22 protein-coding genes and 1 pseudogene are annotated in these 25605 nt (G+C 73.5%); 6 read left to right on the plus strand and 17 right to left on the minus strand.

Annotated features, from left to right (window positions below; translation table 11 throughout):
- Positions 1-65 precede the first annotated feature (65 nt).
- Both QCD66_RS21015 and QCD66_RS21020 read right to left on the minus strand, forming a co-directional pair.
- Positions 66-740 (minus strand): cytidylate kinase family protein, encoded by a 675-nt coding sequence (locus QCD66_RS21015; protein ID WP_375732853.1) that lies wholly within the window; start codon positions 738-740, stop codon positions 66-68.
- Positions 741-1183: 443 nt separating this feature from the next.
- Positions 1184-2155, minus strand: a complete 972-nt coding sequence (locus tag QCD66_RS21020; RefSeq protein WP_357539015.1) for an EamA family transporter — start codon at positions 2153-2155, stop codon at positions 1184-1186.
- 79 nt (positions 2156-2234) lie between these two features.
- Between QCD66_RS21020 and QCD66_RS21025 the strand changes: the two genes are divergently transcribed.
- On the plus strand, positions 2235-2783 hold the full coding sequence (locus QCD66_RS21025) for a CGNR zinc finger domain-containing protein (protein WP_364206942.1): 549 nt from the start codon (positions 2235-2237) through the stop codon (positions 2781-2783).
- Positions 2784-2876: 93 nt separating this feature from the next.
- On the opposite strand, the gene QCD66_RS21030 is transcribed toward QCD66_RS21025, so the two are convergent.
- Positions 2877-3308: a hypothetical protein gene (locus QCD66_RS21030; RefSeq protein ID WP_364206944.1), complete on the minus strand. Its 432-nt coding sequence runs from the start codon at positions 3306-3308 to the stop codon at positions 2877-2879.
- Positions 3309-3496: 188 nt separating this feature from the next.
- Here QCD66_RS21030 and QCD66_RS21035 point away from each other — a divergent pair, with 188 nt between their 5' ends.
- Positions 3497-4714 carry an MFS transporter gene (locus tag QCD66_RS21035; RefSeq protein ID WP_375732854.1) on the plus strand — a complete coding sequence of 406 codons (1218 nt, stop codon included), beginning with the start codon at positions 3497-3499 and terminating at the stop codon, positions 4712-4714.
- A gap of 20 nt (positions 4715-4734) precedes the next feature.
- On the opposite strand, the gene QCD66_RS21040 is transcribed toward QCD66_RS21035, so the two are convergent.
- On the minus strand, positions 4735-5460 hold the full coding sequence (locus QCD66_RS21040) for a TetR/AcrR family transcriptional regulator C-terminal domain-containing protein (RefSeq protein WP_407566744.1): 726 nt from the start codon (positions 5458-5460) through the stop codon (positions 4735-4737).
- A gap of 78 nt (positions 5461-5538) precedes the next feature.
- Between QCD66_RS21040 and QCD66_RS21045 the strand changes: the two genes are divergently transcribed.
- On the plus strand, positions 5539-5766 hold the full coding sequence (locus tag QCD66_RS21045) for a hypothetical protein (RefSeq protein WP_364206950.1): 228 nt from the start codon (positions 5539-5541) through the stop codon (positions 5764-5766).
- A 54-nt stretch (positions 5767-5820) separates the two neighbouring features.
- Here the strand turns inward: QCD66_RS21045 and QCD66_RS21050 are convergent, their stop codons facing one another.
- The 9 genes from QCD66_RS21050 to QCD66_RS21090 form a co-directional block, all read right to left on the minus strand.
- Positions 5821-6516, minus strand: a complete 696-nt coding sequence (locus QCD66_RS21050; protein WP_375732856.1) for a response regulator — start codon at positions 6514-6516, stop codon at positions 5821-5823.
- On the minus strand, positions 6513-9068 hold the full coding sequence (locus QCD66_RS21055; RefSeq protein ID WP_375732857.1) for a DUF4118 domain-containing protein: 2556 nt from the start codon (positions 9066-9068) through the stop codon (positions 6513-6515). The genes QCD66_RS21050 and QCD66_RS21055 overlap by 4 nt, the downstream gene beginning before the upstream one ends.
- Positions 9069-9157: 89 nt before the next feature.
- The gene (locus QCD66_RS21060) at positions 9158-10039 is read right to left on the minus strand and encodes a potassium-transporting ATPase subunit C (protein ID WP_375732858.1); all 882 of its coding nucleotides are present in this window, start codon (positions 10037-10039) and stop codon (positions 9158-9160) included.
- Positions 10039-12261, minus strand: coding sequence for a potassium-transporting ATPase subunit KdpB (kdpB, locus tag QCD66_RS21065; RefSeq protein WP_375732859.1), 2223 nt, complete (start codon positions 12259-12261; stop codon positions 10039-10041). The genes QCD66_RS21060 and kdpB overlap by 1 nt, the downstream gene beginning before the upstream one ends.
- A 20-nt stretch (positions 12262-12281) precedes the next feature.
- Positions 12282-13937 (minus strand): potassium-transporting ATPase subunit KdpA, encoded by a 1656-nt coding sequence (kdpA, locus tag QCD66_RS21070; RefSeq protein WP_375732860.1) that lies wholly within the window; start codon positions 13935-13937, stop codon positions 12282-12284.
- Positions 13937-14026 carry a K(+)-transporting ATPase subunit F gene (gene kdpF, locus QCD66_RS21075; RefSeq protein ID WP_212817665.1) on the minus strand — a complete coding sequence of 30 codons (90 nt, stop codon included), beginning with the start codon at positions 14024-14026 and terminating at the stop codon, positions 13937-13939. Before kdpF ends, kdpA begins: the two co-directional genes overlap by 1 nt.
- Positions 14023-14184 carry a hypothetical protein gene (locus tag QCD66_RS21080; RefSeq protein WP_375732861.1) on the minus strand — a complete coding sequence of 54 codons (162 nt, stop codon included), beginning with the start codon at positions 14182-14184 and terminating at the stop codon, positions 14023-14025. The genes kdpF and QCD66_RS21080 overlap by 4 nt, the downstream gene beginning before the upstream one ends.
- A gap of 95 nt (positions 14185-14279) precedes the next feature.
- A complete protein-coding gene (locus QCD66_RS21085; RefSeq protein WP_375732862.1) occupies positions 14280-15095 on the minus strand; it encodes a CPBP family intramembrane glutamic endopeptidase in 816 nt (271 codons plus the stop codon).
- A gap of 89 nt (positions 15096-15184) precedes the next feature.
- Positions 15185-15310 (minus strand): hypothetical protein, encoded by a 126-nt coding sequence (locus QCD66_RS21090; protein ID WP_375732863.1) that lies wholly within the window; start codon positions 15308-15310, stop codon positions 15185-15187.
- A gap of 27 nt (positions 15311-15337) precedes the next feature.
- Here QCD66_RS21090 and QCD66_RS21095 point away from each other — a divergent pair, with 27 nt between their 5' ends.
- On the plus strand, positions 15338-18430 hold the full coding sequence (locus QCD66_RS21095; RefSeq protein WP_375732864.1) for an FAD-binding and (Fe-S)-binding domain-containing protein: 3093 nt from the start codon (positions 15338-15340) through the stop codon (positions 18428-18430).
- Positions 18431-18456: 26 nt separating this feature from the next.
- Positions 18457-19509 carry an enolase C-terminal domain-like protein gene (locus tag QCD66_RS21100; protein WP_375732865.1) on the plus strand — a complete coding sequence of 351 codons (1053 nt, stop codon included), beginning with the start codon at positions 18457-18459 and terminating at the stop codon, positions 19507-19509.
- A gap of 10 nt (positions 19510-19519) precedes the next feature.
- On the opposite strand, the gene QCD66_RS21105 is transcribed toward QCD66_RS21100, so the two are convergent.
- Complete coding sequence (locus QCD66_RS21105) at positions 19520-21289, minus strand: glycoside hydrolase family 15 protein (RefSeq protein ID WP_375732866.1); 1770 nt, start codon at positions 21287-21289, stop codon at positions 19520-19522.
- A 435-nt stretch (positions 21290-21724) separates the two neighbouring features.
- Here QCD66_RS21105 and QCD66_RS21110 point away from each other — a divergent pair, with 435 nt between their 5' ends.
- Entirely contained in the window at positions 21725-22906 is a 1182-nt protein-coding gene (locus QCD66_RS21110) for a divalent metal cation transporter (RefSeq protein WP_364206971.1), read from the plus strand.
- A 15-nt stretch (positions 22907-22921) separates the two neighbouring features.
- Here the strand turns inward: QCD66_RS21110 and QCD66_RS21115 are convergent, their stop codons facing one another.
- The 3 genes and pseudogenes from QCD66_RS21115 to QCD66_RS21125 all read right to left on the minus strand — a co-directional run bounded on the left by QCD66_RS21115 (position 22922) and on the right by QCD66_RS21125 (position 25585).
- Complete coding sequence (locus QCD66_RS21115) at positions 22922-24121, minus strand: MGDG synthase family glycosyltransferase (protein ID WP_375732869.1); 1200 nt, start codon at positions 24119-24121, stop codon at positions 22922-22924.
- A gap of 45 nt (positions 24122-24166) precedes the next feature.
- Positions 24167-24930: pseudogene (locus QCD66_RS21120) on the minus strand (polysaccharide deacetylase family protein).
- Positions 24931-24979: 49 nt separating this feature from the next.
- A complete protein-coding gene (locus tag QCD66_RS21125) occupies positions 24980-25585 on the minus strand; it encodes a DedA family protein (protein WP_375736658.1) in 606 nt (201 codons plus the stop codon).
- Positions 25586-25605: the final 20 nt, after the last annotated feature.

The raw sequence follows: 25605 nt of genomic DNA on the forward strand, positions 1-25605 counted from the left end.
GCCCGCGGCTGACGCGGGTTGGATCGGCCCACAGCGGCTGTAGCGACGCTCCCGGGCCGGTGCGGTCAGTGTGTTTGGGTCGCCCAGACCGGCTGCTGGGGCTCGTCGTTGTGCACGATGATGTCGGCGTGATCGGTCGGGCGGACCGTAGCGAAGTAGAACTGTTGGGAGGGGATGTAACGCTCGCGCCAGCGCCGTTCGACTTCGGCCCGGGATGACACCCGGCGCTCTCGGATCACGGCACGATCCACGGTCTTCTCGAGCGCGGTCGACACGAAGATGCGCAGGTCCCACCGGTCAATCAGTTCCGGACGCATGAGGAAGACGCCGTCGAAGACCAGCACGGCGTCGGCGGGGGCAGTCGTGACCGGCGGGGACAGCGCGGTATCCGCCGTGCGGTCGTAGACCGCGTGCTGGAAGCGTCGATCTCCGCCTGGGCCGAGCGGATCGAGCAGGACCCGGTTCAGCTCGTCGTGGTCGTGAGTGTCGAAGTAGCAGCCCTCGGCCGAGTACTCGCCGCGCGGGTAGCGCTGTGCCCGGGGGAAGAGGAAATCGTCGATCGTGGCGCGGATGACGTCGCGGCCCTGTGTGCGCAAGACGACGGCCAGCTCGTCGGCGAGCGTGGTCTTGCCTGCGGCGGGCGCTCCGTCGACGGCAACCCGCGTCGGGTGTGTGACCATGACGGACCCGACCGCCTCAGCCAGGCGGCCGAGCATCTCGTCGCGGGTGCCCTGGTCCATGTTCTGCTCCGTCCTACCCGCTCGGCCGACACCCGCGGGAAACCCGATGACCGCTTCCGCGCCCCGCGTTCCCTCTGAAAGTCTGTGCCGAACCACGCTCGGTTGATCCTCAGCCCTGACCGAAGAATTATCAGCCGTCTCGCGTCGACCGGCATACACGGATCAAAGGGCGGGCATGGAGCGACCTGGACCTGCCCGGGGCCATTTGATCCGGAATGATGTCCTCATGAGTGGTCCCGTCATCGCCGCTGGACGACGACTCACCTGCGCCGTCATCGCCGCGACAACCGCGGCCATCGCGCTCACCACTCTGCGCGGAAACCGTGGTGCCGTCCTGCCCGGCGAGGGTTCAGCGCGATCGGGGAAGGCGTCCGCGGCGGGCGAGCCTCGCTCTCCGCCAGCTAGCCCACGTTCCGGGCCGACGCCGCCCGGACCCGGTCCGGCTAGCCGGCGGTCATCGCCGGTGCCGGCGTACCGTCGGGGTCCTTCGGGTCTGGGCGCGGCTTCGGCTCGTCGAGGCGGACCAGCGTGACGCCGGTGAGGATCAGTGCCCCGCCGACCAGTTGCACGACCGTCGGCAGTTCGTCGAGCAGGAGCCAGGCGACCAGTACGGCGAAGAGCACCTCGGTCAGCCCGACGAACGACGCCAGCCGGGCGCCGAGCAGCCGCGCCCCGCCGATCCCGGTCGCGTACGCGACGACACCGGCGACCACGGCGAGGCCGAGGATCGGCACGAGCCAACTGGTCGACTGGCCGGCGAACGTGACCGTGCCGAAGTGGGCGTGCATCGGCAGCAGGCCGACGGCGCCGAGCAGCAGCAGGGTGGCCGAGCCGACGGCCATGCCGCCGCTGGCCATCGCCGTCGCGGGCAGGGCGCTGTCGACGCGGGCGCCGAGGACGAAGTAGCCGGCGAGACCGACCGCGGCGAACAGTCCCCACAGCACACCGACCGGGTCGAGGCCGTCGCCGCCACCGGCCAGGTCGAGGACCAGGGCGAGGCCGAGTACGGCCGCGACCGAGCCGCCGACGGTCAGCAGGCGGGGCCGTTGCCCGTGTACGGCCCACATCCAGACGACGACGAGGATGACGCCGAGGTATTCGATCAGCAGTGCGATGCCGACCGGCAGGTAGCGGATCGAGTTGAAGAAGCCGACCTGGGCGGCGGCGACGCCGAGGAGTCCGAAGACGGCGACCATGCCGAGGTTGCGTCGGAGGACACGCCACCTGCCCCGCAGCGCGACGGCGGCCGGCACGGCGAGGATGAGGCCGGCGATACCGACCCGGGTGGCGACGGCGGCCTCGGCGGACCAGCCGGCGTCGATCAATGACCGGGCGAAGGGACCGGAGGTGCTGAACGCGAGCGCGGACAGCAGCGCCAGGCCGAGTCCGAGGCCGGCGGTGCGGCGGGTGTGCATGGCTCACCTTCAGCTCGATGTAATGTGCGAAGCCCCGTTACGCGGATGACGCTAGAGGCGCGACCTGACAGGAGTCAAGGTGTTCTTCACTCATGACACAGAGGTGACCCTGACGGCGACCGCGGCCCTGGTGAACACCGCCGGAGGCGACGGTGAACTGTTGCCCGACCTCGCTGCCCTCGAGGCGTTCTACGCCACCTACCAGTGGACCGGCCGCCCGCCCCGCACCGACGCCGACCTGCGCGCGGTACGGGACCTGCGTCCCCGGCTGCGCCGGCTCTGGGAGGCCGACGAGGACGAGGTGGTGACGATCGTCAACGCCCTGCTCCGCGAGGAGAACGCCCTGCCGCGACTCGTCCGGCACGACGACTGGCCCTACCACCTGCACGCCACGCCGGACGACGCGCCGCTGGCGTCGCGGATGGCGGTCGAGGCCGCCATGGCCCTGGTCGACGTCGTACGCGCCGGCGAACTGGGCCGGCTGCGGATCTGCGCCTTCCCCGACTGCGGCAACGTCCTGGTCGACCTGTCGAAGAACCGGTCCCGCCGCTTCTGCGAGGCCGGTTGCGGAAACCGGGCCGCGGTCAGTGCCTACCGGGCCCGTAAGGCGGCCCGGCGCCGGACCTGAGACAGCGCCGGCCTGCGGCAGCGCCGGCCTGCGGCAGCGCCGGCCTGCGGCAGCGCCGGCCTGAAGCGGCGCGGGCCGGCAACGGTGCGGAACTCAGCCCGCCAGCAACCGCCGGAACTGGGCGTCGTCCGGGTCGACCGGCCGGTCCCCGGCGTCAGCGACGAAGATCGCGACGAAGGTGCTGTCCGGCGCCGCCCCGGCGAGCAGTTCGCGCCACGACCACAGGTTGGGGTGCGGCAGGTGGGTGGCCGCCTCGGCCGGGGCGAGCCGCCCGACCGCCTCGGCCAGCCGTTCCCGGTCGAGCGGGAAGACGCCGGTCGTGGCCACGTAGTCGCAGACCGAGGCGAGCACGACGGCCGACAGGGGTCGTACCTCGCCGACTCCGTTCAGGTGCCCGAACGTCAGCCCGGTGGCGTCCCGGCGGGCCACGGTGAAGGCGGCCGGCAGCACGAACCCCGGTATCCGCTCGGTGAACCGCAGCCGCGCCGCGCGCAGATCGTCGTCGGTGACCCAGGCGTCGGACATCCTCGGGCTCCTCCTGTCGTGTCGACCTCTCCCCCGCGCGACGCGCGCCGGGCGCCTGATCCTGACACGCCGATCGGCCCTCCCGGCGGTGGGCCGCCCGAAGTCGGGGACCGTACGCCCGGGGGGCGGGGGCCGGGCGGGAGCCGTGCGACGATGATCACCGTTCGACGAGGTGGGACGGGGGCACGATGGAGTCGAAATCACTGGGACGTCCGTTCTGGACGTTCTGGGGTGCCGCGTCGCTGGCCAACGTCGGCGACGGCATCCGGCTGGCGGCGTTCCCGCTGCTGGCCGCGTCGCTGACCGACAGCCCGCTGGGGGTGGCGGCGGTGACCGCGTCACAGGCACTGCCGTGGCTGGTCACCGGCCTGCTCGCGGGGTCGCTCGCCGACCGGCGCGGGGCGAAGGCGCTGTTCGTCTGGGCCGACCTGGGGCGGGTACTCGTCCTGGCCACCCTCGTGGTCGCGGTCGCGACGGGTTGGGCGTCGCTGCCGCTCGTCCTGGCCACCGGCTTCCTGCTCGGGGTCGGTGAGACGCTGCGCGACACCGCCGCCCAGACCGCCATCCCCGGCCTGGTGGCCAAGCCGTTGCTGGAGCGGGCCAACGGGCGCTTCGTCGCCGGGGAGATCGTGGGCAACGAGTTCGTCGGACCGCCGGTGGGCGCGGCGCTGTTCGTCGCCGGTGCCGCGCTGCCGTTCGCGGTCAACGGGGCGTCGCTGGCGCTGGCGGTCATGCTCGTGCTGTCCCTGCCGTTGAGCCTGGCCGCCCGTACGGCGGGGACGACGGCGCCGGTGGTGAAGGACGGTGTCCGGGCGGGTCTGCGGTGGCTGGTGCGCCACCGCATGCTGCGTACGCTGACCGCCGTCTGCGCCGCGGTCGCCGCCGCCGACAGTGCCTGGTTCGCGATCCTGGTGCTCTACGCCCGGGAGAACCTCCAGGCCGGTGCGGTCGGTTACGGCGTCCTGCTCGCCACCGGTGCGTTCGGTGGCCTGCTCGGGGCGTTCGTCGCGGAGCGGCTGGTGGGCGGCCGCCGCCATCGTGTCGTGCTGACCTGGTCGCTGCTGGTGACCGCCGGGGTGCCCGCCCTGCTGCTGTTCGTCTCCGATCTCTGGGCCGCCGTGCTCGTCGTCGTGGTCACCAGCGGGTCGTTCGCCGTCCTCAACGTGACCGCCGTCTCCCTGCGCCAGCGTTCCGTTCCCGGCGAACTGCTGGGGCGGGTCACCGCGGCCGGCCGTACGTTGTCGTTCAGCGCCGCCGCGGTGGGGGCGCTTCTCGGCGGTGGCCTGGCCTCGGTGGCCGGTGTCGAGGCGCCGTTCCTGTTCAGCGGTGTCGTCGCGGTCCTCGCCACCGTCGCGTGGTACGTCGTCTCCCGCCCCACCGGCCGTCCGGGCGTAGCGGGAACCTAGCCTGTTGTCGTAGCGGGAACCTAGCCCGCCGGCGGGATCGCGAGAATGGCGTCGACGCCGCGTTCGAACAGCTCGTCGTCGTTCCACCGGCCGTCGTCGAGATGGCCGGAGGCGACGAGGGTGGGATAGGCGGCCGGATCGGTGGCGATGTGTCGCCGGGCCGCGGCCCGCGCGTCGGGGTCGTCGGTCCGGTGCCAGGTGGCCTCGGTCAGTGCCGCGCCGATCACGTAGTTGGCCAGCAGCCGGGTGACGACGGCCAGCCGGGCCCCGGTGAAGCCACCACGGGCCAGCCCGGCCTGCAGGAACTCGGTGCGGGCGAGGACGTTGGGTCCGAGCATCGGCCGCCCGACGAGGCTGGGTGCCCAGGGATGGCGCAGCATGGCCGCCCGCCACCCGGACGTCAGCGCGCGTACGTCTGCCCGCCAGTCGTCGCCGGCGTCGGGGAGCCGTACCTCGCCGAAGATCTGGTCGACGGCCAGGTCGAGGACGTCGTCCCTGGTCTTCACGTGCCAGTAGAGCGCGGTGGAGGTGACCGCGAGGCACTGCGCGAGATGGCGCATCGTCAGCCCGTCGGTGCCCTTCTCGTCGAGGAGGGTCACGGCGGCCTCCACGATGCGCTCCCGGGTCAGCGGTCGGGCGCGGCGGGGGCGGGCCGGCTCGTCGCGGAGCCAGACCGTGCCGGCGTCCGGGGGCCGTCGCCCCTCCCGCCCGCCGTCGGGTGGCCCACCCAATTCGGTCGCGTTCATCCGGGCCACTCTAGTACGTTCCTCAGGTAACTTAACGATGATAAGTCAACTGTTCGCCGTTCAGGAGGGTGCCGGCCGATGCCTCTGATGCGGATACAGATCGACAGCGACAGGTACACGGCGCGTCGGGTGCTGGAGCTGCACCGGGCCGGAAGGATCCACCACGAGTCCAGGAACGCGGCCCGCGACGAGGTCTGGCGGCGTGGCCGTACCCCCGCCGCGGAGCCGGTCTTCATCGGGATCACGAACGGGCGGCCGGTCCGGCTCGTCTACGACGTCGAGGTCCACTCGGACACGACCGCGTGACCGGCCGCGACCCGCGGCCGGCGCCGGAGGTGGCCGCGACGACCTGCCCGGCGGTCAGGGACGGTAGCGGTAGCCCATGCCCGGTTCGGTGATCAGGTGCCGGGGGCGGGCCGGGTCGTCCTCCAGCTTGCGCCGCAGCTGGGCCATGTACTGCCGCAGGTAGTTGGTCTCGTTGTGGTACGCCGGTCCCCACACCTCGTGCAGGAGCTGGCGCTGGCTGACCAGCTTGCCGGGATGGCGCAGGAGCATCTCGAGCATCGCCCACTGGATGGGGGTGAGCCGGACCTCGGTGCCGTCGTCGTGCCGGACCAGGTGGTCGGCGAGGTGGACGGTGTGCGATCCGATCCGGTGGGTCGCGGTGGCCGGCGCGCCCGGATCACCCGGGGGCGGGGCGATCCGGCGGGTGACCGCACGGATCCGGGCGAGGAGTTCGTCGACGCCGAACGGCTTGGTGACGTAGTCGTCGGCACCGGCGTCGAGCGCGGCGACCTTGTCCTGGCTGCCGACCCGGCCGGACAGGACGATGATCGGCACCGCGGTCCAGCCACGCAGCCCCCGGATGACCTCGACGCCGTCGAGATCGGGCAGGCCGAGGTCGAGGACCACCAGGTCGGGCGGGTGACCGGCGGCGGCCCGCAGCGCCCCCGTCCCGCTGTCGGCGACCTCGACGTCGTAGCCGTGGGCCCGCAGGTTGATCCGCAGGGCGCGCAGGATCTGCGGTTCGTCGTCGACGACCAGGACGCGGGTCATCGCGGTGCCCCCGGCGGCTCGCCCGGTACGGGTGCGGCGGGTAGGCGGATCACCATGGTCAGGCCGCCGCCCGGGGTGGTTTCCGGGGTGATGCCGCCCCCCATCGCCATGATCATTCCTCTGGACAGGGCGAGGCCGAGGCCGACCCCGGTGGTGTTGTCACGGTCGCCGAGCCGCTGGAATGGCAGGAAGACATGTTCCCACTCGTCCTCCGGAATGCCCGGGCCGGTGTCGATCACCCGGAGTTCCACCTGACCGGCGTGGGCGCTGGCGGTGACCGCCGGTGGCTGGCCGGGTGGGCTGAACCGAAGGGCGTTGGCGAGGACGTTGACCAGGACCCGTTCCAGGAGGCCGGGGTCGGCCAGGGCCGCGGGCAGGTCGGCGGGGATGTCGGTGGTGACGTCGGCGGCGCCGGGACCGAGTTCGTCCAGCGCCCGGGGTACGGCGTCCTCCAGCCCGATGGCGGTCGCGGTGACACCGAGCACGCCGGCCTGCAGGCGGCTCATGTCGAGCAGGTTGGCGACCAGCCGGTGCAGCCGGTCCAGGGACTCGTCGGCGGTGGCGAGCAGTTCCTCGCGGTCGTCGTCGTCGAACTCGACCTCGTGGCTACGCAGGCTGGACACCGCCGCCTTGGCCGAGGCCAACGGCGTACGCAGATCGTGGCTGACGGCGGCGAGCAGCGCCGTACGCATCCGGTCGGCCTCGGCCAGCGGTCGTGCCGTGGCCGCCTCCTCGGCGAGGCGTTCCTGCCGTAGCGCGACGGCCGCCTGGGCGGCGAACGCCTCGACGACCCGCCGGTCGGCGGCCGCCAGCCGGCGCCCGGAGAGCACGACGGTGAGCCGCTCGTCGACCGGTACCACCGTCTCCCCCGCGTCCGGGGTGCCGGCCGGGGTGTCGCCGACGCTCGCCACGATCCGCCACGCCTGTTCCTCCCGCGCCCGCCCCGGGCGCCCCCCGGCGTCGGCGGCGAGTTCGAGCACGCTGACGGCGCGCAGGGCGAACGTCTCGCGGAGCCGGTCGAGCAGGGCGGGCAGGGGGCGTTCGCCGCGCAGGACGCTGCCGGCGACGGTGGCCAGGGTCTGGGCCTCGGCGGCGGCCCGGGCGGCCTCCCGGGTACGCCGGGCGGCGATGTCGACCACGCCGCTGACCGCGAGGGCGACCCCGACGAAGACGGCCAGGGCGAGCAGGTTGTCGGCCTCGGCGATGGTCAGGGTGTGGTACGGCGAGGTGAAGAAGAAGTTGAGCAGCAGGGATCCGCCGAACGCGGCGACGAGGGCCGGCCACAGCCCGCCGACCAGCGCGACCCCGACGACGGCCGCGAGGAAGATCAGGATGTCGTTGGTCAGGGTGAGGTCGGGCAGCACCGTCAGGATCAGGGTGAGCAGCGGCATCCCGGCACCGGTGAGGGCGAAGCCGAGCAGTTGGCGGCGCCTCGACAGGGCCGCCGGCATCCGGGCCGCCCGCCGGCCCCGGCCCGCCTCGGGGTGGGTCACCAGGTGTACGTCGATCGGCCCGGACAGCGCGGTGGTGGTGACCCCGACCCCCGGGGACAGGAGCTGGGCGAAGCGGCCCCGCCGGCTGGCCCCGAGCACGAGTTGGGTGGCGTTGACGCCACGGGCGAAGTCGAGCAGGGCCGCCGGGATGTCGGTGCCGAGAACCTGGTGGTAGGTGCCGCCGAGGCTTTCGGCCAGGACCCGCTGCCGGGCGAGCTGGGCCGGGTCGGCGCCGGCGAGGCCGTCGTTGCGGGCCACGTGTACGGCCAGCAGGTCGGCGCCCTTGCTCCGGGCGGCGACGCGGGCGGCCCGCCGGATCAGGGTCTCGCCCTCGGGTCCGCCGGTCAGGGCGACGACGACCCGTTCCCGGGCCTCCCAGGTGTCGGAGATCCCGTGCTGGGCGCGGTAGGCGTCGAGTTGGTCGTCGACCTTGTCGGCGAGCCAGAGCAGGGCGAGTTCGCGCAGCGCGGTGAGGTTGCCGACCCGGAAGTAGTTGCCCAGCGCCGCGTCGATCCGGTCCGGGCGGTAGATGTTGCCGTGCGCCATCCGCTGCCGCAACGCCTGCGGGGTCATGTCGACCAGTTCGACCTGCTCGGCCGCGCGCACGATCTCGTCGGGGACGGTTTCGCGCTGGGTCGTACCGGTGATCTGGGCGACGACGTCGTTGACCGACTCCAGGTGCTGGATGTTGACCGTGGACAGGACGGTGATGCCGGCGTCGCACAGCCGCTGGATGTCCTGCCAGCGCTTCTCGTTGGCGGAGCCGGGCACGTTGGTGTGCGCGAGTTCGTCGACGACCGCGACCTCGGGGCGGCGGGCCAGGACGGCGTCGAGGTCCATCTCGGTGAACTCGACCCCGCGGTAGGTGACCGTGCGGCGCGGTACGACCTCCAGGTCGCCGATCATCGCCGCGGTGTGGCGGCGGCCGTGCGTCTCCACCAGGCCGACCACCACGTCGGTGCCGCGCCCGGCCCGCCGCCGCGCCTCCTCGAGCATGGCGTAGGTCTTGCCGACGCCGGGGGCGGCTCCGAGGTAGATGCGCAGTTCTCCCCTGGGCACGTGGCCCATCCTCTCTGTTCGCGCGGCCGTCCCACCGGACCCACGCCGCCAGGCTGTACACGGGCCGGCGGCCCACCCGGCGGTGCCGGTCAGGGGGCGGGATACCGCCGGTCGAGGGCGAGGTTGAGGCGCAGCACGTCGACCACCGGCTCGCCCAGGAAGCCGAGTCCCCGCCCCCGCGTGTGCTCGTCGACCAGGCGTTGGATCCGCGCCGGGTCGACGCCGCGTTCCCGCGCGACCCGGGCCACCTGGATCTCGGCGTACGCGGGCGAGATGTGCGGGTCGAGGCCACTGCCGCTGGCGGTGACGGCGTCGGCGGGTACGGCCGGCTCGTCGGGTGCGTCGCCGCGGACCGGGGTGACGACGCCGCCTTCGGCGACGTAGTCGTGGCCCGGCCGGGCCAGCTCGACCGGCACCCCTTCGTAGCTGGCCAGGAACGGGGTGGCGGGCGCGACCTGGTTGACGCTGACGACCCGGACGACCGGTCCGGTGAACCCGTCGGCGCGGAAGACGGCCAGCACTGCGCCGACGCCGTCGGTGGTGCAGTACGGCCGCCGCCCGTCGACGCCGTCGAGTTCCGCGACGGCCAGGCTGCGGGCGCAGACCTGGGTGAGCAGGCTGGGACCGGAGTCCGCGGGGTCGGTGGCGATGGTGTCGACCACGCTTTCCGGGCCGAGGTTGCTGGCGGCGGTGGCGGTCGGGTCGTAGCCGTCGCCGGCCGCCGAGGGACGGGACTGGAAGTAGCGCGGGACGGGGTCGCCGTCGGCGTCGGTGAACGACTGCCCGATCAGCGCGCTGCCGACGGTCCGCCCGCCCGCGCTGATCAGCGACCCGTCGGCGCGGTCGGCGAGGCCGGGGAGCCGGCCGACGGCGACCAGGGCCAGCGGGTAGGCCAGGCCGAGTAGGACGGTGAGGACCAGGACAGCCCGGAGGGCGGCCAGGTGCCGGGCGAGCCAGTTGGGAAGGCGCATCACGAGATCCCTGGGATGGACTGGACGATCAGGTCGATGAGTTTGATGCCGGCGAACGGCGCGACGAGTCCGCCGAGGCCGTACCGCCAGAGGTTGCGGCGCAGCAGTTCGGATGCGCTGGCCGGCCGGTACCGTACGCCGCGCAGGGCGAGCGGGACCAGGGCGACGATCACGACCGCGTTGAAGATCACCGCGGACAGGATCGCCGACTCGGGGCCGGCCAGTCGCATGATGTTGAGCGCGTCCAGGCTCGGGTAGATGCCGGCGAACATCGCCGGGATGATCGCGAAGTACTTCGCGACGTCGTTGGCGATCGAGAAGGTGGTCAACGCACCTCGGGTTATCAGCAGTTGCTTGCCGATCTCGACGATCTCGATGAGCTTGGTCGGGTCGGAGTCGAGGTCGACCATGTTGCCGGCCTCCTTCGCGGCCGACGTACCGGTGTTCATCGCCACGCCGACATCGGCGCGGGCCAGGGCGGGGGCGTCGTTGGTGCCGTCGCCGGTCATCGCGACCAGCCGCCCGCCCTCCTGTTCCCGGCGGATCAGGGCGAGCTTGTCCTCCGGGGTCGCCTCGGCGAGGAAGTCGTCGACGCCGGCCTCATCGGCGATCGCCTTCGCCGTACGGGGGTTGTCGCCGGTGACCATGACGGTGCGGATGCCCATCCGGCGCATCTCGGCGAACCGGTCCCGCATGCCGGCCTTGACCACGTCCTTGAGGTGGATCACGCCGAGCACCCGGGCCGGCTCGCCATCGACGTGTTCGGCGACGACCAGCGGGGTGCCGCCGGTAGCGCTGATGGCCTCGACGAGGTCGCCGACCTCGCCGGTCGGGTGGCCGCCGTTGTCGCGTACCCACTTCATCACCGCGGCGGCGGCGCCCTTGCGGATCCGGCGGCTCTTGCCGCCGCCGATGTCGAGGCCGCCGCCGGTGTCGACACCGCCGCCAGCGGCGAGGTCGACGCCGCTCATCCGGGTCTGGGCGGTGAACGGTACGAAGGTGGCCCGCGGCACGAGGCCGGGTTCCCGGGCGCGCACCCCGAAGGCGGTCCCGGCCAGCAGCACCACCGACCGGCCCTCCGGGGTCTCGTCGGCCAGGCTGGACAACTGTGCCGCGTCGGCGACGGTCGCCGCGTCGACGCCGCCGACCGGCAGAAACTCGGCGGCCTGCCGGTTGCCGAGGGTGATCGTGCCGGTCTTGTCCAGCAGCAGGGTGTCGACGTCGCCGGCGGCCTCGACGGCACGGCCGCTCATCGCCAGCACGTTGCGCTGGACGAGGCGGTCCATGCCGGCGATGCCGATCGCCGACAGCAGCGCCCCGATGGTGGTCGGGATGAGGCAGACCAGCAGCGCGACCAGCACGATGCCGGTGACGCCGTCGTCGGTGATCGCCGGGGTGTCGGGGGCGGCGGCCTGGTGGCCCTTGGCGAAAATCGCCAGTGGCTGGAGGGTGACCACGGCCAGCAGGAAGATGACGGTGAGCGCGGCCAGCAGGATGTTCAGCGCGATCTCGTTCGGGGTCTTCTGCCGGTCGGCGCCCTCGACCAGGGCGATCATCCGGTCGATGAAGCTCTCCCCGGTCTTCTGGGTGATCTTGACGACGATCCGGTCGGACAGCACCCGGGTGCCTCCGGTCACCGCGCTGCGATCACCGCCGGACTCGCGGATCACGGGTGCGGACTCGCCGGTGATGGCGGACTCGTCGACGCTGGCGATGCCCTCCACCACGTCGCCGTCGCCGGGGATGATCTCCCCCGCCTCGACCAGGACGATGTCGCCCCGCTGGAGCTCGGGTGCGGGCACCGTCTCCTCGCGGTGGCGGCTCGCCGGCTGGCCCGGCCGCCAGCCGACCAGGCGGGTGGCGACGGTGTCCTTCTTCGCCCGCCGCAGGGTCGCCGCCTGGGCCTTGCCGCGCCCCTCGGCGACGGCCTCGGCGAGGTTGGCGAAGACGACGGTCAGCCACAGCCAGCCGGTGACCGCCCAGGCGAACACCGACGGGTCGGTGACGGCGAGGACGGTGGTGAACAGCGCGCCGACCTCGACGACGAGCATCACCGGGTTGCGCCACAGGGTGCGCGGGTCGAGCTTGCGCAGCGCGTCGGGAAGCGACCGGATCAACTGCCCGGGGTCGAGCAGGCCACCGCCGGCCCGGCCCCGGGCGACCGGTGCGCCGGCGGTAGCGGTGGTACCGGCGCCGGGCGGCGCCGGCGTGGTCGTGGTCATGGCCTTTCCTCTCACGATGGTCACAGCCCTTCGGCCAGCGGGCCGAGCGCGAGGGCGGGCAGGAAGGTCAGCGCCACGAGGATCACCGTGACCCCGGCGACCATCCCGACGAACAGCGGCCGGTGGGTCGGCAGGGTGCCCGCGGAGGCCGGGACCGGCCGCTGGCCGGCCAGCGAGCCGGCCAGCGCCAGCACGAGGATGATCGGCAGGAACCGGCCGAGAAGCATGCACAGGCCGAGGGCGGTGTTCCACCACGGCGTGTTCACGGTGATGCCGGCGAACGCGGAGCCGTTGTTGTTGCTCGCCGAGGTGAAGGCGTAGAGCACCTCGGACAGCGCGTGCGGGCCGACGTTGAGTGCCGTCGAGGCGTTGCCGGTGGCGAAGGCGGCGGCGGTGCCGGCGAGGACCAGGGCCGGGGTGACGAGGAAGTAGAGCGAGGCGAGCTTGACCTCCCGCGCGCCGATCTTCTTGCCGACGTACTCCGGGGTGCGGCCGACCATCAGGCCGGCGACGAACACGGTGATCACCGCGAGGACGAGGATGCCGTACAGGCCGGCACCTACGCCGCCGGGCGCGACCTCGCCGAGCATCATGTTGACCAGCGGGACCATGCCGCCCAGTGCGGTGTACGAGTCGTGGAACGAGTTCACCGCGCCGGTCGACGTCAGAGTGGTCGCGGCGGCGAAGGTCGCCGAGTTCGAGATCCCGAACCGGGTCTCCTTGCCCTCCAGCGCCGCCCCGACCGCCTGCGGCACCGTGCCGTGCCCGGTCAGTTCGAAGACGTTGGTCAGCGTGACGCTGGCCAACGCGAGGATCGCCATGACGGCCGCGATCGCGTAGCCCTGCCGGTGCTGGCCGACCATGCGGCCGAAGACCCGGGGCAGGCTGAACGGGATCAGCAGGATCAGGAAGATCTGCAGCCAGTTGGTCCAGGTGGTCGGGTTCTCGAACGGGTGGGCGCTGTTCGCGTTGTAGAAGCCGCCGCCGTTGGTGCCCAGTTCCTTGATGACCTCCTGGCCGGCGACCGGGCCGCCGGGGACGAGCTGGGTGCCGCCGGTCAGGGTGGTCACCTCGGTGCCGGCGGACAGGTTCTGCACCACGCCGCCGAGCATCAGCGCCAGCGCGCCGACGACCGAGACCGGCAGCAGGACGCGCAGGGTGATCCGGGTCAGGTCGACCCAGAAGTTGCCGAGTTCGCCGGTACGGCCGCCGGCGAAACCGCGCAGCAGGGCGACCGCGACCGCCATCCCGACGGCGGCGGAGAGGAAGTTCTGCACCGCCAGGCCGGCCATCTGCACCAGATGGCCCATCGTCGACTCGCCCGAGTACCACTGCCAGTTGGTGTTGGTCACGAACGACACCGCGGTGTTCCACGCCCCGTGGGGTACGACGGGGTCGAAGCCCAGCGACAGCCACAGGTGGTCCTGCAGGCGCTGGAACGCGTACAGGAACAGGATCGACACGGCCGAGAACGCCAGCAGGCCACGGGCGTAGACGCCCCACGTCTGTCCGGCCGTCGCATCGACCCCGACCAGGCGGTAGATGCCCCGCTCGACGCGAGAGTGCCGGGTGCCGGACACCGCGCGGTGGAGGTGGTCGCCGACCGGGCGGTAGGCGAGGACCAGGGCCACCGCCAACGACACCACGAAAATGACGCCGGCCGTTGTCGTGGTCATCAGAAACGCTCCGGAAAGAGCAGTGCGGCGACCAGGAACACCGCCAGTCCGATCGCCAGCACCAGGCCGACGGAGTTGACGACGCTCACAGTTTCTCCACGCCCCGCACCACGAGGGCCAGGGCCGCGAACAGCCCCACCGTCAACAGCACGAACACCACGTCGGACACGCTGACTCCTTTGACCGAACCCTTTTCGCGCCCGTTGCGGGCCGCGCGCGGCCGCCTGTTGCGGGCCGCGCGTGACAACGAATACGCCGCCCGCGATCGGGTGGACAGGGGCCATAACGCGACGATGACGCCAGGGAGACGTTTCTTGACGCCGTTTTCACGGCGCCGTCCGATTACCGGGTCCGGCCGGGCCCCGGAGCCGGGGCCGGTTCGATGTGGTGCCGACGTACGAGCACGACGATCGCCAGGACCACCATGGTGACGATGGCCAGGAGCGAGAGCGGGTAGGGCCGGTCCGGATTCACCTGGCCCGAGATGAGGGAGAAGTCCCACATGGCGTGGATGACGGCCGGCACGGCGATGCCTCCCGACCGGCGCCGGATCAGGTAGAGGAAGTAGCCGGCGACCATGGTCGTCAGGACCTGGACGAAGGCTCCGGCGCCCTCGGTGAGCAGGTTGGCGGCATGGGCCACGGCGAAGATGACCGTGGACCACAGGGCGACCATTCCCTCCCGGAAGCCGTTGGCGCGAAAGACGGTCACGCCCAGCCCGCGAAACATCAGTTCCTCGCCGACGCCGATCAGCGCCGCGGAGAGCAGGAGCGTCAGGGTGAAGGCGGCGCCCTTGCCTGCGAGGGCGGCGTAGTCGGTCACGACGACGGCGCAGGCCGCCATGCCGATGGGCACGACCACGACCCAGCGCTGGACCGGACGGTCGTCCCGCAGGACCGGCGGCCACCAGCGCAGCCACGAGACGACCGCCACCACCAGGACGACCGAGACCGCCTCCGGCAGCGTGATGCCGCGCCACATCTCGTTCAGCGTCCCGGGCGCCGCGTACCTGGTCACCAGGCCACTGGTCAGGGTCAGCGCCAGCCCGTGCAACACGATGAGGTAGGCGACGACCAGGCCGACGAAGGCGAGGACGGACAGGCGTCGCCCCCCGGCCGGCCGGACGGGTTCGCGCCGCGCGGGCCCGCGGGTAGCCATAACCGCAGGGTATTAGCGTTTGGCGCCCTTGACCGCGAGCTTCACGGATCGCCGGGCCGACCGCACGTTCCGGCCGAGAGCAGGCCGTTTCACCGGCCGGTGGGCGGGTACGACGCGGCACCGGTGACGGAGAGGGCGGTCGGCGTGGTGGACCTGGACAGGCTCGGTGACGCGACGGTGGGCAGCACTCCCCCGGACCGGTGGACGACCGCCATCGGCGACACGACCAGCGGGTGCCGACCGTGAGCCCGCAGCCGCTGCCCAGCCCGGTCCTGCGCCCGCCCGGCCCGGGCCGGGACGTCGACCTGACCGCGCTCGCGGCCGACCTGCGCGCCGAGGTCGACGGCGAGGTGCGCTTCGACGCCGGATCGCGCGCCGCGTACTCGACCGACGCCTCCAACTACCGGCAGGTGCCGCTCGGGGTCGTCGTACCCCGCACCGTCGAGGCGGCGGTGGCGGCGGTCGCCGTCTGCCGCCGGCACCACGCGCCGCTGGTCTCCCGGGGCGGCGGCACCGGCCTGGCCGGACAGTCCACCAACACGGCCGTGGTGCTGGACTGGTCGAAGTACTGCCACCGGGTGCTCGAGGTCGACACCGACGCCCGGACCTGCCTGGTGGAGCCGGGCATCGTGCTCGACCAGCTCAACGCCCGGCTGCGGCCGACCGGCCTGGAGTACGGGCCGCGCCCGGCGACGCACGACCACTGCACCATCGGCGGCATGATCGGCAACAACTCGTGCGGCTCGACCGCGCAGCGTACGGGGAAGGTGGTCGACAACGTCGTCGAACTGGAGGTGCTGCTCTACGACGGCACCCGGATGTGGGTCGGCGCGACCGGTGACGCGGAGTACGACCGCATCCAGCGCGACGGCGGCCGGAAGGCGGAGATCTACCGGCAACTGCGCGCACTGTGCGACGAGTACGGGGCCGACATCCGGGCCCGCTATCCGCACATCCCCCGCCGGGTCTCCGGTTACAACCTCGACAGCCTCCTGCCGGAGAAGGACTTCCACGTCGCCCAGGCTCTCGTGGGCTCGGAGAGCACCCTGGTCACCGTCCTGCGGGCCCGGCTGAGACTGGTCCCGGTGGTCAAGGCCAACGCCATCGTGTTCCTCAGCTATCCCGACATCGCCACCGCCGCCGACGACGTACCCCAGGTCCTGGAACACCGGCCGATCGCCCTGGAGGGGATCGACGACAAGCTCGTCGACCTCGAACGACGCAAACACCTGCACCCGCGCGCCCTGCACGACCTGCCCGAGGGCGGTGCCTGGCTGATGGTGCAGCTCGGCGCCGACACGCCGCAGGAGGCGAGGACGGCCGCCGACCGGCTGATCGACGCGATGCGCCGCGACGGCGGGCCGCGGGTGCACGAGTTCGCCGATCCCGTCGACGAGAAGCGGATGTGGGCCGTCCGGGAATCGGCGCTGGGCGCCACCGCGCGGATGCCGGACTCGGACCACACCTGGCCCGGCTGGGAGGACTCCGCGGTCGCCCCGGACCGGCTCGGCGCCTACCTGCGGGGCCTCCAGCGGCTTTTCGAGGAGTACGGCTACCAGGGTGCTTCCCTGTACGGGCACTTCGGGCAGGGGTGTGTGCACACCAGCATCCCGTTCCGGCTGCGCTCCGCCGACGGCGTACGGCGGTTCCGGTCCTTCCTGGAACGCGCCGCCGACCTCGTCGCCTCGCACGGCGGGTCGTTCTCCGGCGAGCACGGCGACGGCCAGGCCCGTGGCGAACTGCTGCCCAGGATGTACGGCGAACGACTGACCCGGGCGTTCGGCCAGCTCAAGGCGATCTTCGACCCGGACGACCGGATGAACCCGGGCAAGATCATGCCCCCGTACCCGCTCGACAGCAACCTGCGGCTCGGCGTCGACTACGACCACGGCGAGGTCGAGACGATGTTCGCCTACCCCGACGACGACGGGAAGTTCGGCGACGCGGTCCTGCGGTGCGTCGGCGTGGGCAAGTGCCGGCGCCACGAGGGCGGGGTGATGTGTCCGTCCTACATGGTCACCCGGGAGGAGGAACACTCCACCCGGGGCCGGGCCCGGCTTCTGTTCGAGATGCTCGACGGCACGGGCCGCGGCGGCACGATCGGTGACGGCTGGCGCTCGACGGCCGTCCGCGACGCCCTCGACCTCTGCCTGGCCTGCAAGGGCTGCCGGGCCGACTGCCCGGTCAACGTCGACATGGCCACCTACAAGGCGGAGTTCCTGTCCCACCACTACGCCGGCCGGTTGCGGCCCCGCTCGCACTACTCGATGGGCTGGCTGCCGGTGGTGGCGGCCGCCGCCGGTCTCGCACCGCGCGCGGTCAACGCCGCCGCGCACGCGCCCGGGCTCGGCCGGCTCGCCAAGCTGGCCGGCGGGATCGACCCGCGCCGGGACATCCCGGTCTTCGCCGCCGAGTCGTTCCAGCGCTGGTTCGCCCGCCGTACGCCGGCCGGGGACGGCTCGCGCGGCGAGGTGGTGCTGTGGCCGGACACCTTCAACAACCGCTTCCACCCCGCCGTCGGCCGGGCGGCGGTCGAGGTGCTGGAGGCGGCCGGCTGGCGGGTGCGGGTGCCCGGCCGTACGGTGTGCTGCGGACTGACCTGGATCTCCACCGGGCAACTCGGGGTCGCCCGGCGGGTGCTGCGGCGCACCGTGGACACGCTGCGCCCGTACCTGCGGGCCGGCACCCGGGTCGTCGGCCTGGAGCCGAGCTGCACCGCGGTGTTCCGCAGCGACGCCCACGAACTCTTCCCGGGCGACGACGACTTCACCCGGCTGCGCGAGCAGACCGTCACCCTCGCCGAGCTGCTGCACGACCACAGCCCGGGCTGGCGGCCGCCGCGGGTGCCGGCCCGCGCCCTGGTGCAGACCCACTGCCATCATCACGCGATCCTCGGCACCGCCGCCGACCGGGCGGTGCTGGCCGCGGTCGGCGTCGACGCCGACCTCCTGGACTCCGGCTGCTGCGGGCTGGCCGGCAACTTCGGCTTCGAGCGCGGGCACTACGAGGTGTCCCAGGCGTGCGCGGAGCGGGTGCTGCTGCCCGCCGTCCGGGGCGCCGCCGCCACCGACGTCATCCTGGCCGACGGATTCAGCTGCCGTACCCAGGTCGAGCAGGGCGCGGCCGGTGGCCGGTCGCCGATCCACCTGGCCGAGCTGCTGCGCGCGGGGCTGCACGACGGGTCCGTACCGGATCCGCCGGAGTCCGGCTGGGGCGACCGGCCCGGGCCGCCGTCCCGGCGGGCCGGGTGGATGGCCGCCGGGCTCGCCGGGCTCGCCGCCGTCGGGCCGGCCGCCGCGCTCGCCGTACGGGCCGCCGCCCGGCGGCGACGGTGATCCGGCTGTCCGCGACGGCGTACCGGGTGCCGACGGACCTCCCGGGCGGGGACGGCACCCTGGCCTGGACCGACACCACCCTCGTCCTGGTCCGGGCCGAGGCCGACGGGCACACCGGCACCGGGTGGACGTACGGGCCGTCCGCCGTCGCGGCCGCGGTGCCGGAGTTGCTCGACCCGGCGCTGACCGACCTGGAGCCGGACGACGTGCCGGCGGTCTGGTCGGCGATGCGCCGGAACCTGCGCAACGCCGGCCGGCCCGGGATCGCGGGGCTCGCCCTGTCCGCCGCCGACTGCGCCGTCTGGGACCTCAAGGCGCGCCGGCACGACCTGCCGCTGGCCCGGCTGCTCGGCACCGCCCGCCGGCGGGTGCCGGTCTACGGCAGCGGCGGTTTCACCACGTACGACGACGAGCAGCAGCAGCGGCAGCTCGCCGGTTGGGTGCACGGGGACGGGATTCCCCGGGTGAAGATCAAGATCGGTGGATCGTGCGGCACCGAGGTGCCCCGGGACCTGGCCCGGATGGCCGCCGCGCGGCGGACCATCGGCGACGACGCCGAGTTGTACGTCGACGCCAACGGCGCGTACCAGCGCAAGCAGGCGATCCGGGTGGCGAGCGCCGCCGCCGACCTGGACGTGCGCTGGTTCGAGGAGCCGGTCAGCTCCGACGACCTGGCCGGTCTCGGGCTGGTCCGCGACCGGGTCGGGCCGGACGTGGCCGCCGGCGAGTACGGCTTCGACCTGGTCTACTTCCACCGGATGGCGCCGTTCGTCGACTGCCTCCAGATCGACGTCACCCGCTGCGGCGGGATCACCGGCTTCCTGCGGGCGGCCGCGGTCGCCGAGGCGGCCGGCCTGGAGGTCTCCGCGCACTGCGCACCGCACCAGCACCTGGCGGTCGCGGCGGCCACCCCGAACCTGCGGCACCTGGAGTGGTTCCACGACCACGTACGCGTCGAGTCGATGCTCTTCGACGGGGCGGGGCCGGCGACCGGCGGCAGCGTCGACGTCGTCCTGGACCGGCCCGGCACCGGGCTGGAGTTCCGCACCGGGCGGGCCGAGGGATACCGGGTGGCCTGAGCGCCGGCCGCTAGCCGCACGGGTCCACCTGGCCAAGCGTCACCGCGGTCTCCAGCATCAGCGCGTGCACGAACCCCTGCGGCAGGTTGCCGCGCAACTGCCGCTGCCGCACGTCGTACTCCTCGGTGTAGAGACCCGGTGGCCCGCACGCGGCCCGGCTGCGCTCGAACCACCGGTTGGCGTCCACCACCTCCCCCGCCTGCCACGCCGCCAGTGCCGCGGTGAACCCGCAGAGCAGGAAGGCCCCCTCGGCGTCACCCAGCGGCCGGCGGTCGGGCCGGAACCGGTAGAGGTAGCCGTCCGACGTCAGCTCCCCCAGCACCGCCTGGCGGGTCCGCTCGGTGCGCGGGTCCCCCGCCGGCAGCGCGCCCCGGATGCCCGGCAGCAGCAGTGCCGCGTCGACCCGCCCGTCGTCGTACGCCCGCTGCCAGTGCCCCTGCGGGGACAGCCCGTGCACCGCGGTGTCGGCGAGGACCCGGTCGGCCAGCGTCGACCACCGGCCCGCCAGCTCCGCCGTCGCCGACCGGGCCGCCGCGCGCAGTCCCGCCACGCAGGTGAGCTTGGAGTGCGTCCACTGGCGTGGCGGCAGTTCCCAGATGCCGGAGTCGGGATCGGTCCAGCGGCCGGCGATGACGTCCACGGCCACCTGCATGGCCCGGTAGGCGTCGGTGTCCAGCCGGTCGTGGCGGTGCGCCGCGGCGAGCACCATGAGCACCTCGCCGAAGACGTCGAGCTGGAACTGCTCGCGGACCCAGTTCCCGGTACGGCCATCGGCGCCCGGATAGCCGGGCAGCTCCGGCAACGACCGCTCGTTCGGCACCGGCCCACCGCACACCGTGTACGCCGGTGCCAACCGGTCCCCGTCGGCGAGGATCCGGTCGGTGACGAAGGCGACGGCGTCGTCGAGCACGTCGTACCGGCCGACCAGGGCGGCGGCCTGTCCGGCGAAGGACTGGTCCCGGATCCAGGCGTACCGGTAGTCGTAGTTGCGGCCGGCCAGCGCCCGCTCGGGCAGCGCGGTGGTGGCGGCGGCGACCATGCCACCGCCGGGGCGCGTCATCCCGCGCAACACGGTGTACGCCAGGGTGGCGTCCCGTTGCGCGGCGCCGGCCAGGGACGGAACCACCGACCGCCAGTGGTGTTCGGTCGTACGCCACAGTTCGCCCGGCTCGGGGCTGGTCCCGGTGAGCGGGGTGGTGGACAGTTCCAGCACGAGGTCGTGCCGGCCGCCGCCCGGCACGACCAGGTCACCGGCGAGGAAGCCCTCGGGCCCCTGGTGGAGATCGCCGCCGCCGGTGAACCGCAGGTGCAGCCCGCCGGTGCGGGCCGTCCACAGGTCGCCGTGCCGGGCCACGTCACGGACCGGTTCCCGGCCGAAGTCGGCACGCGGGTCCAGTGCCACCCGCACCCGCGTCGGCCGGTCCAGCGGGCGGACCTGGCGTAGCAGCACCAGCCGGTCCGCCTCGCCGGGAAAGACGAGTGCCTCCCGGGACTCGACGATGCCGTCCGTGGTGACCCAACGGCTCACCCAGATCAGGGAGTCCGGCTCGTAGTACCCGCCCCACACGAAAGGGTCCGCCGCCGGGGTCACCACGTATCGTCCCGCCCCGCCGAGCAGCGCGCTGAAGACCGCCGGGTCGGACCATCCGGGCGCGCAGAGCCAGCCCACCTCACCCGCCGGCCCCACCAGGGCACCCCGGTGGCCGTCGGCGAGCAGCGCGTAGTCGCGCAGGACGGCCGGCGCCGTCGCGCCCTTCGCGGCACCGTCAACGTGCGACATCCCGGAGCCTCCACCGCGCCCGGGCCCTCCCCGGCCGCCCACGCCACCGTCTGACTGGCCGGAGTTCCCCGGCACGGACCACCGAAACGGGGACGCGGGCCGGAGTCCCCCGGCACCGGTGGCCGGATGGGCCGGAGCGCCGGTGGAAGCGGCGGGGTGGCCCCCGCCCGGTGGCTGTTCCGCCAGACGCCGACCGCTTTTGGCCTGTTCGGTGCTGGTTCGCGGACCGGGTGCTCCGGCCGTCGGCAGACTACGGCCGTACCTCGTACTCCGCGTCCGTACGCCGCCCGGAGGTCATGGGCGGTGGCGGGCCGTGGTTCTCGGCGGCGGCGTCGGGCGGACGTCGGATGGAGCCGAAGGGCGCGGGCCGTGTGGGCAGGTGGTGGCCGGAGACGGCGGCGAGGGCCCGGGTTCCGGGCCCTGGGGCCCGGGCTGGTGTCGGGCGCGGCGGACACCGACCCGACGACGGTGGCGACCCTGGTCGTGGTCGGGGCGGCTTCCGGTTACGGGCTGGCGTGGCTGACGCTGTTGGCGATTCCGGCCCTGGCGGTGGTCCAGGTGCTGGCGACCCGGGTCGGCGCGCTGACCGGGCGCAACCTCCAGCGGGCGGTCCAGGACGGCTACGGCCGGCTGGTGAGTTCGTTGCTGCTGGTGTCCGTGCTGGTGGTCAACGTGGTGACCGTGGGCGCCGACATCGCGGCGGGAGCGGCCGCGATCGGCCTGCTGGTCGGGCTGGAGTCGCGGTGGCTGGTTCCGGTGTTCGCGGTCGCGGTGCTGACATTGTTGTTCCTGGGCGGGTACGACGAGGTCGAGCGGGTCCTGAAGTGGATCATGATCGGCCTGCTCGCCTACGGCGGTGCCGTGGTGCTGGCCCGGCCGGAGTGGTCGGCGGTGGCCCGGGGCAGCCTGCTGCCGCCGATGTCCGTCACCGCGACACACGTCACCGGCGCGCTGGCGATCCTGGGGACCCTGCTGACGACGTACACGTACCTGTGGCAGACGGTCGAACAGGTGGAGGAGAAGGCCGCCGGCAAGTCCCTGCGGATCCGTGAGTTCGACGCCGTGGTCGGCGCGACGCTGGCGTGCGTGATCGGCTGGTCCATCCTGGTGGCCAGCGGGGCCACCCTCGGCGTCCACCACGAGAAGGTCGACACCGCGCAGCAGGCGGCCCAGGCGCTGCGGCCGCTGGCCGGTTCCCTGGCCAGTGAGTTGTTCGCGGTGGGGCTGCTCGCCGCCGCGGTGATCGCGGCCCCGGTCATCATGGCCGCCGGCGGCTACGCGGCGGCGTCCGCGTTCGGCTGGCGGCGCGGCCTGAGCTGCAGCCCACGGCAGGCACCCGGCTTCTACGCGCTGATCGCGGTACAGGCCGTCGTCGGTTCCGTACTGGCGATGGGTGTGGTGAGCCCGATCCGGCTGCTGTTCCTCGCCAGCCTGGTGGCCGGCGTCGTCACGCCGTTCGGATTGGTGCTGCTGGTGCTCTGCGCGGGAAACCCGAGGCTGGTCGGTGAGCGGCCGATCAGCCGGGGGTTGCGCGCCGCCGGCTGGGTCGTCGCCGCCGGCACTGCCGCCGTCTCGCTGCTGTTCCTGGCCCAGCAGTTCCACCTCGTGCGGCTCTGAGTGTCCGACCGGTGTTCAGCCCGGCCGGCCATGACCCGGCGGACCGCCGGGCAGCCGCGTTGCCGCCTCCGACACCACGTCCGCCATCTCGGCTCCCGCCGCCAGGTTCGCGGCCGTCCCCCCGCCGTCGAGCAGCAGGGTCAGGGCCGGCCCGAGGCGCTTCACCGAGTCGACGTACGCGGTCAGTCCGGTCCCCCGCAGCACCGCCGCGCTCGCCCGGCCGTGGCCGGGCAGCGGCCGGTAGGTGACGGTGGGCAGGCCGGACGCGATCGACTCCAGGCAGGTCAGCCCGCCGGCGTTCTCGACGACGACGTCCACCGCCCGCATCAGGGTGGGCATGTCGTCGACCCAGCCCAGGACGTGCCCGGGAAAGCCGAGCATGCGGCGGTAGAGCGATTCGTTGCGGCCGCACAGCACCACCGGCAGCGCGCGGCCGGTCGCCAGCACGTCCGCGGCGGTACGCCGTACGTCGCCGACGCCCCACGCCCCGGCGGCGACCAGCGCGAGCCGGCCGTGTTCCGGTAGCCCGAACCGTTGCCGTGCCTTCACCTGGCTGATCCCCGGTCCCACGCCGAACCGGTCGGAGATGAGCGGGCGTACGACCCGCACGTCGCCGGCCCCGGCCGCCGGGTCCCGGCCGAGCACCCGCTCGTGGACCACGCAGTAGACATCCACGCCGGGGCAGCGCCAGATCGGGTGCGCCACGAAGTCCGTCACGTAGGTGACCACCGGCGCGGCGAGTCCACCCCGCCGGCGCAGCGGGCCGAAGAGCTGGTTGGCGAACGGGAAGGTCGTCACCACCACCCCCGTGTCGGAGGGCAGCCGGCGCCGTACCCGGCTCCACGCCGGCCGAAGCGCACCGCGGATCAGCCTGACCGACGAGGCCGACTCGCCGGTCGCGGCGAACAACGCCTGGTAGCTCCACGGCGCCCAGCGCAGCATGGTGCGGTAGGACTCCCGCACCAGAGCGTGGACGGGGCGGGAGAGCATCGACAGGAAGTTCAGCCGGTCGACCGGAACGCCCCGGGCCGCGAGACGCGCCGCCAGTTCGTCGGCGGCGGCGTCGTGCCCGCCGCCGATGTCGCCGGAGACGATCACGACCCGGCGCCCGGCGCCGCCGGGGCCGACCCCCGCGCCGGCGCGGGCCGGGGTCCACGGACGCGGAGCGAGCCGGGGCGGCGCGGGTCGAGCCAGGTACGCACCCCGCTCCCGCATCACGTCGGCGCGGTTACCCGGCTTCGCCCGGATCATTCCCGCCGGTCACGGAGGGTTTCGGCCCGGCGTCGAGCCGGTCACGGAGGGTTTGGGCCCGTGGTCGAGCCGGTGGTGCCGACGAAGGGGCCCGACGTCGAGCCCGCGTAGCCGGGCCCACTCGACGAGACCGGGCACCGCCCGCAGCGTCGCCCGCCACGATCCCGGCGCCGAGGTGCAGTCCGAGTCGTGCAGCAGCACGGTGCCGCCGGCGCCGAGCGTCCGGATCACGGTTCGCTGGATCGCCGTCGCGTTCCGGCCCGCCTCCCAGTCCCGCCCCCAGGCGGTCCACAGACGTGGCTGGAGCGCCAGGCGACGGCAGGCGGAAAGGGCACCCGCCGTCAGCACCCCGTACGGCGGCCGGTACCACCGCGGCACCGCACCGGTCACCTCGACGATCCGGTCCCTGGTCCGGGCGATCTCCCGGTACGTCGACCACGGGTCCGCCACAGCAGGCAGCGGTGGTCCCACCCGTGGACCGCGACCTCGTGGCCCTGCGCGACGATCTCGCGCCCCAGCCCGGGGTCGGCGTCCAGCATCCGGCCGAGCAGGAAGAACGTCGCCCGTACGTCCATCTCGGCGAGCAGGTGGAGGAACGCGGGGGTGGATTCGCGGTCGGGGCCGTCGTCGAAGGTCAGCGCGATGCCGGTGGGCGCACCGACGCCGGCCAGGTCGGGGAACGCCCGACGGCGCAGCGCGGAGATCGCGGCCAGCGACGGCGCGGCGTGCGCCAGCAGGCCGGCGGCCAGGACGGCGGCCGCGCCGGCCGCCACCCGTGCCGGGCGACCGTCGGCCGGCGCGCACCGGGCGGCGCCGGCCGGATCAGTCGGGGGCACGCCGCGTCGCCACCCGCTGCCGCCAGATCCACAGCGCCACGACCACGGCGACGACGCCGAACAGCACCTCGCCACCGATGCTGAGCCTGCGCTCCAGATAGTGGTAGGAGGCGGCACCGAGGTAGCCCAGGACGCTCACGGCCGCCGCCCAAAGCAGCCCGCCGGTCACGTTGGCGACGGTGAACGGCATCCGCGCCATGCCACCGGCTCCGGCGACCGCCGGCACCACGGTCCGGAGCACCGCCGTCCAGCGGCCCAGCACCACCGCCACCGCGCCCCGGGTACGGATCAGGGCCCGCGCCCGGTCCAGCACCGGCGAGCGGCGTATCCGCTCCGGGGCCCGGGCCAGCAGCCCCGGCCCGTAGCGGCGCCCGAGCAGGTAGCCGACCTGGTCGCCGACGGCGGCGCCGGCCGCCGCGACGACCAGCACCGCCCACAGCGGCAGCCGGCCACCGTGGGCCACCACGCCGCCGAGGAGCACGGCGATCTCGCCGGGCACGACGACGCCCAGCAACGTCGAGGACTCCAGTGCGGGCAGGACGAACACCACCACCAGCACCAGTACGGGTGGCAGCCCGGTGATCGCCGCCATGACCCGGTCCACAGCTCTGT

The organism is Polymorphospora sp. A560, assembly GCF_045781765.1.
Lineage (GTDB): Bacteria > Actinomycetota > Actinomycetes > Mycobacteriales > Micromonosporaceae > Polymorphospora > Polymorphospora lycopeni.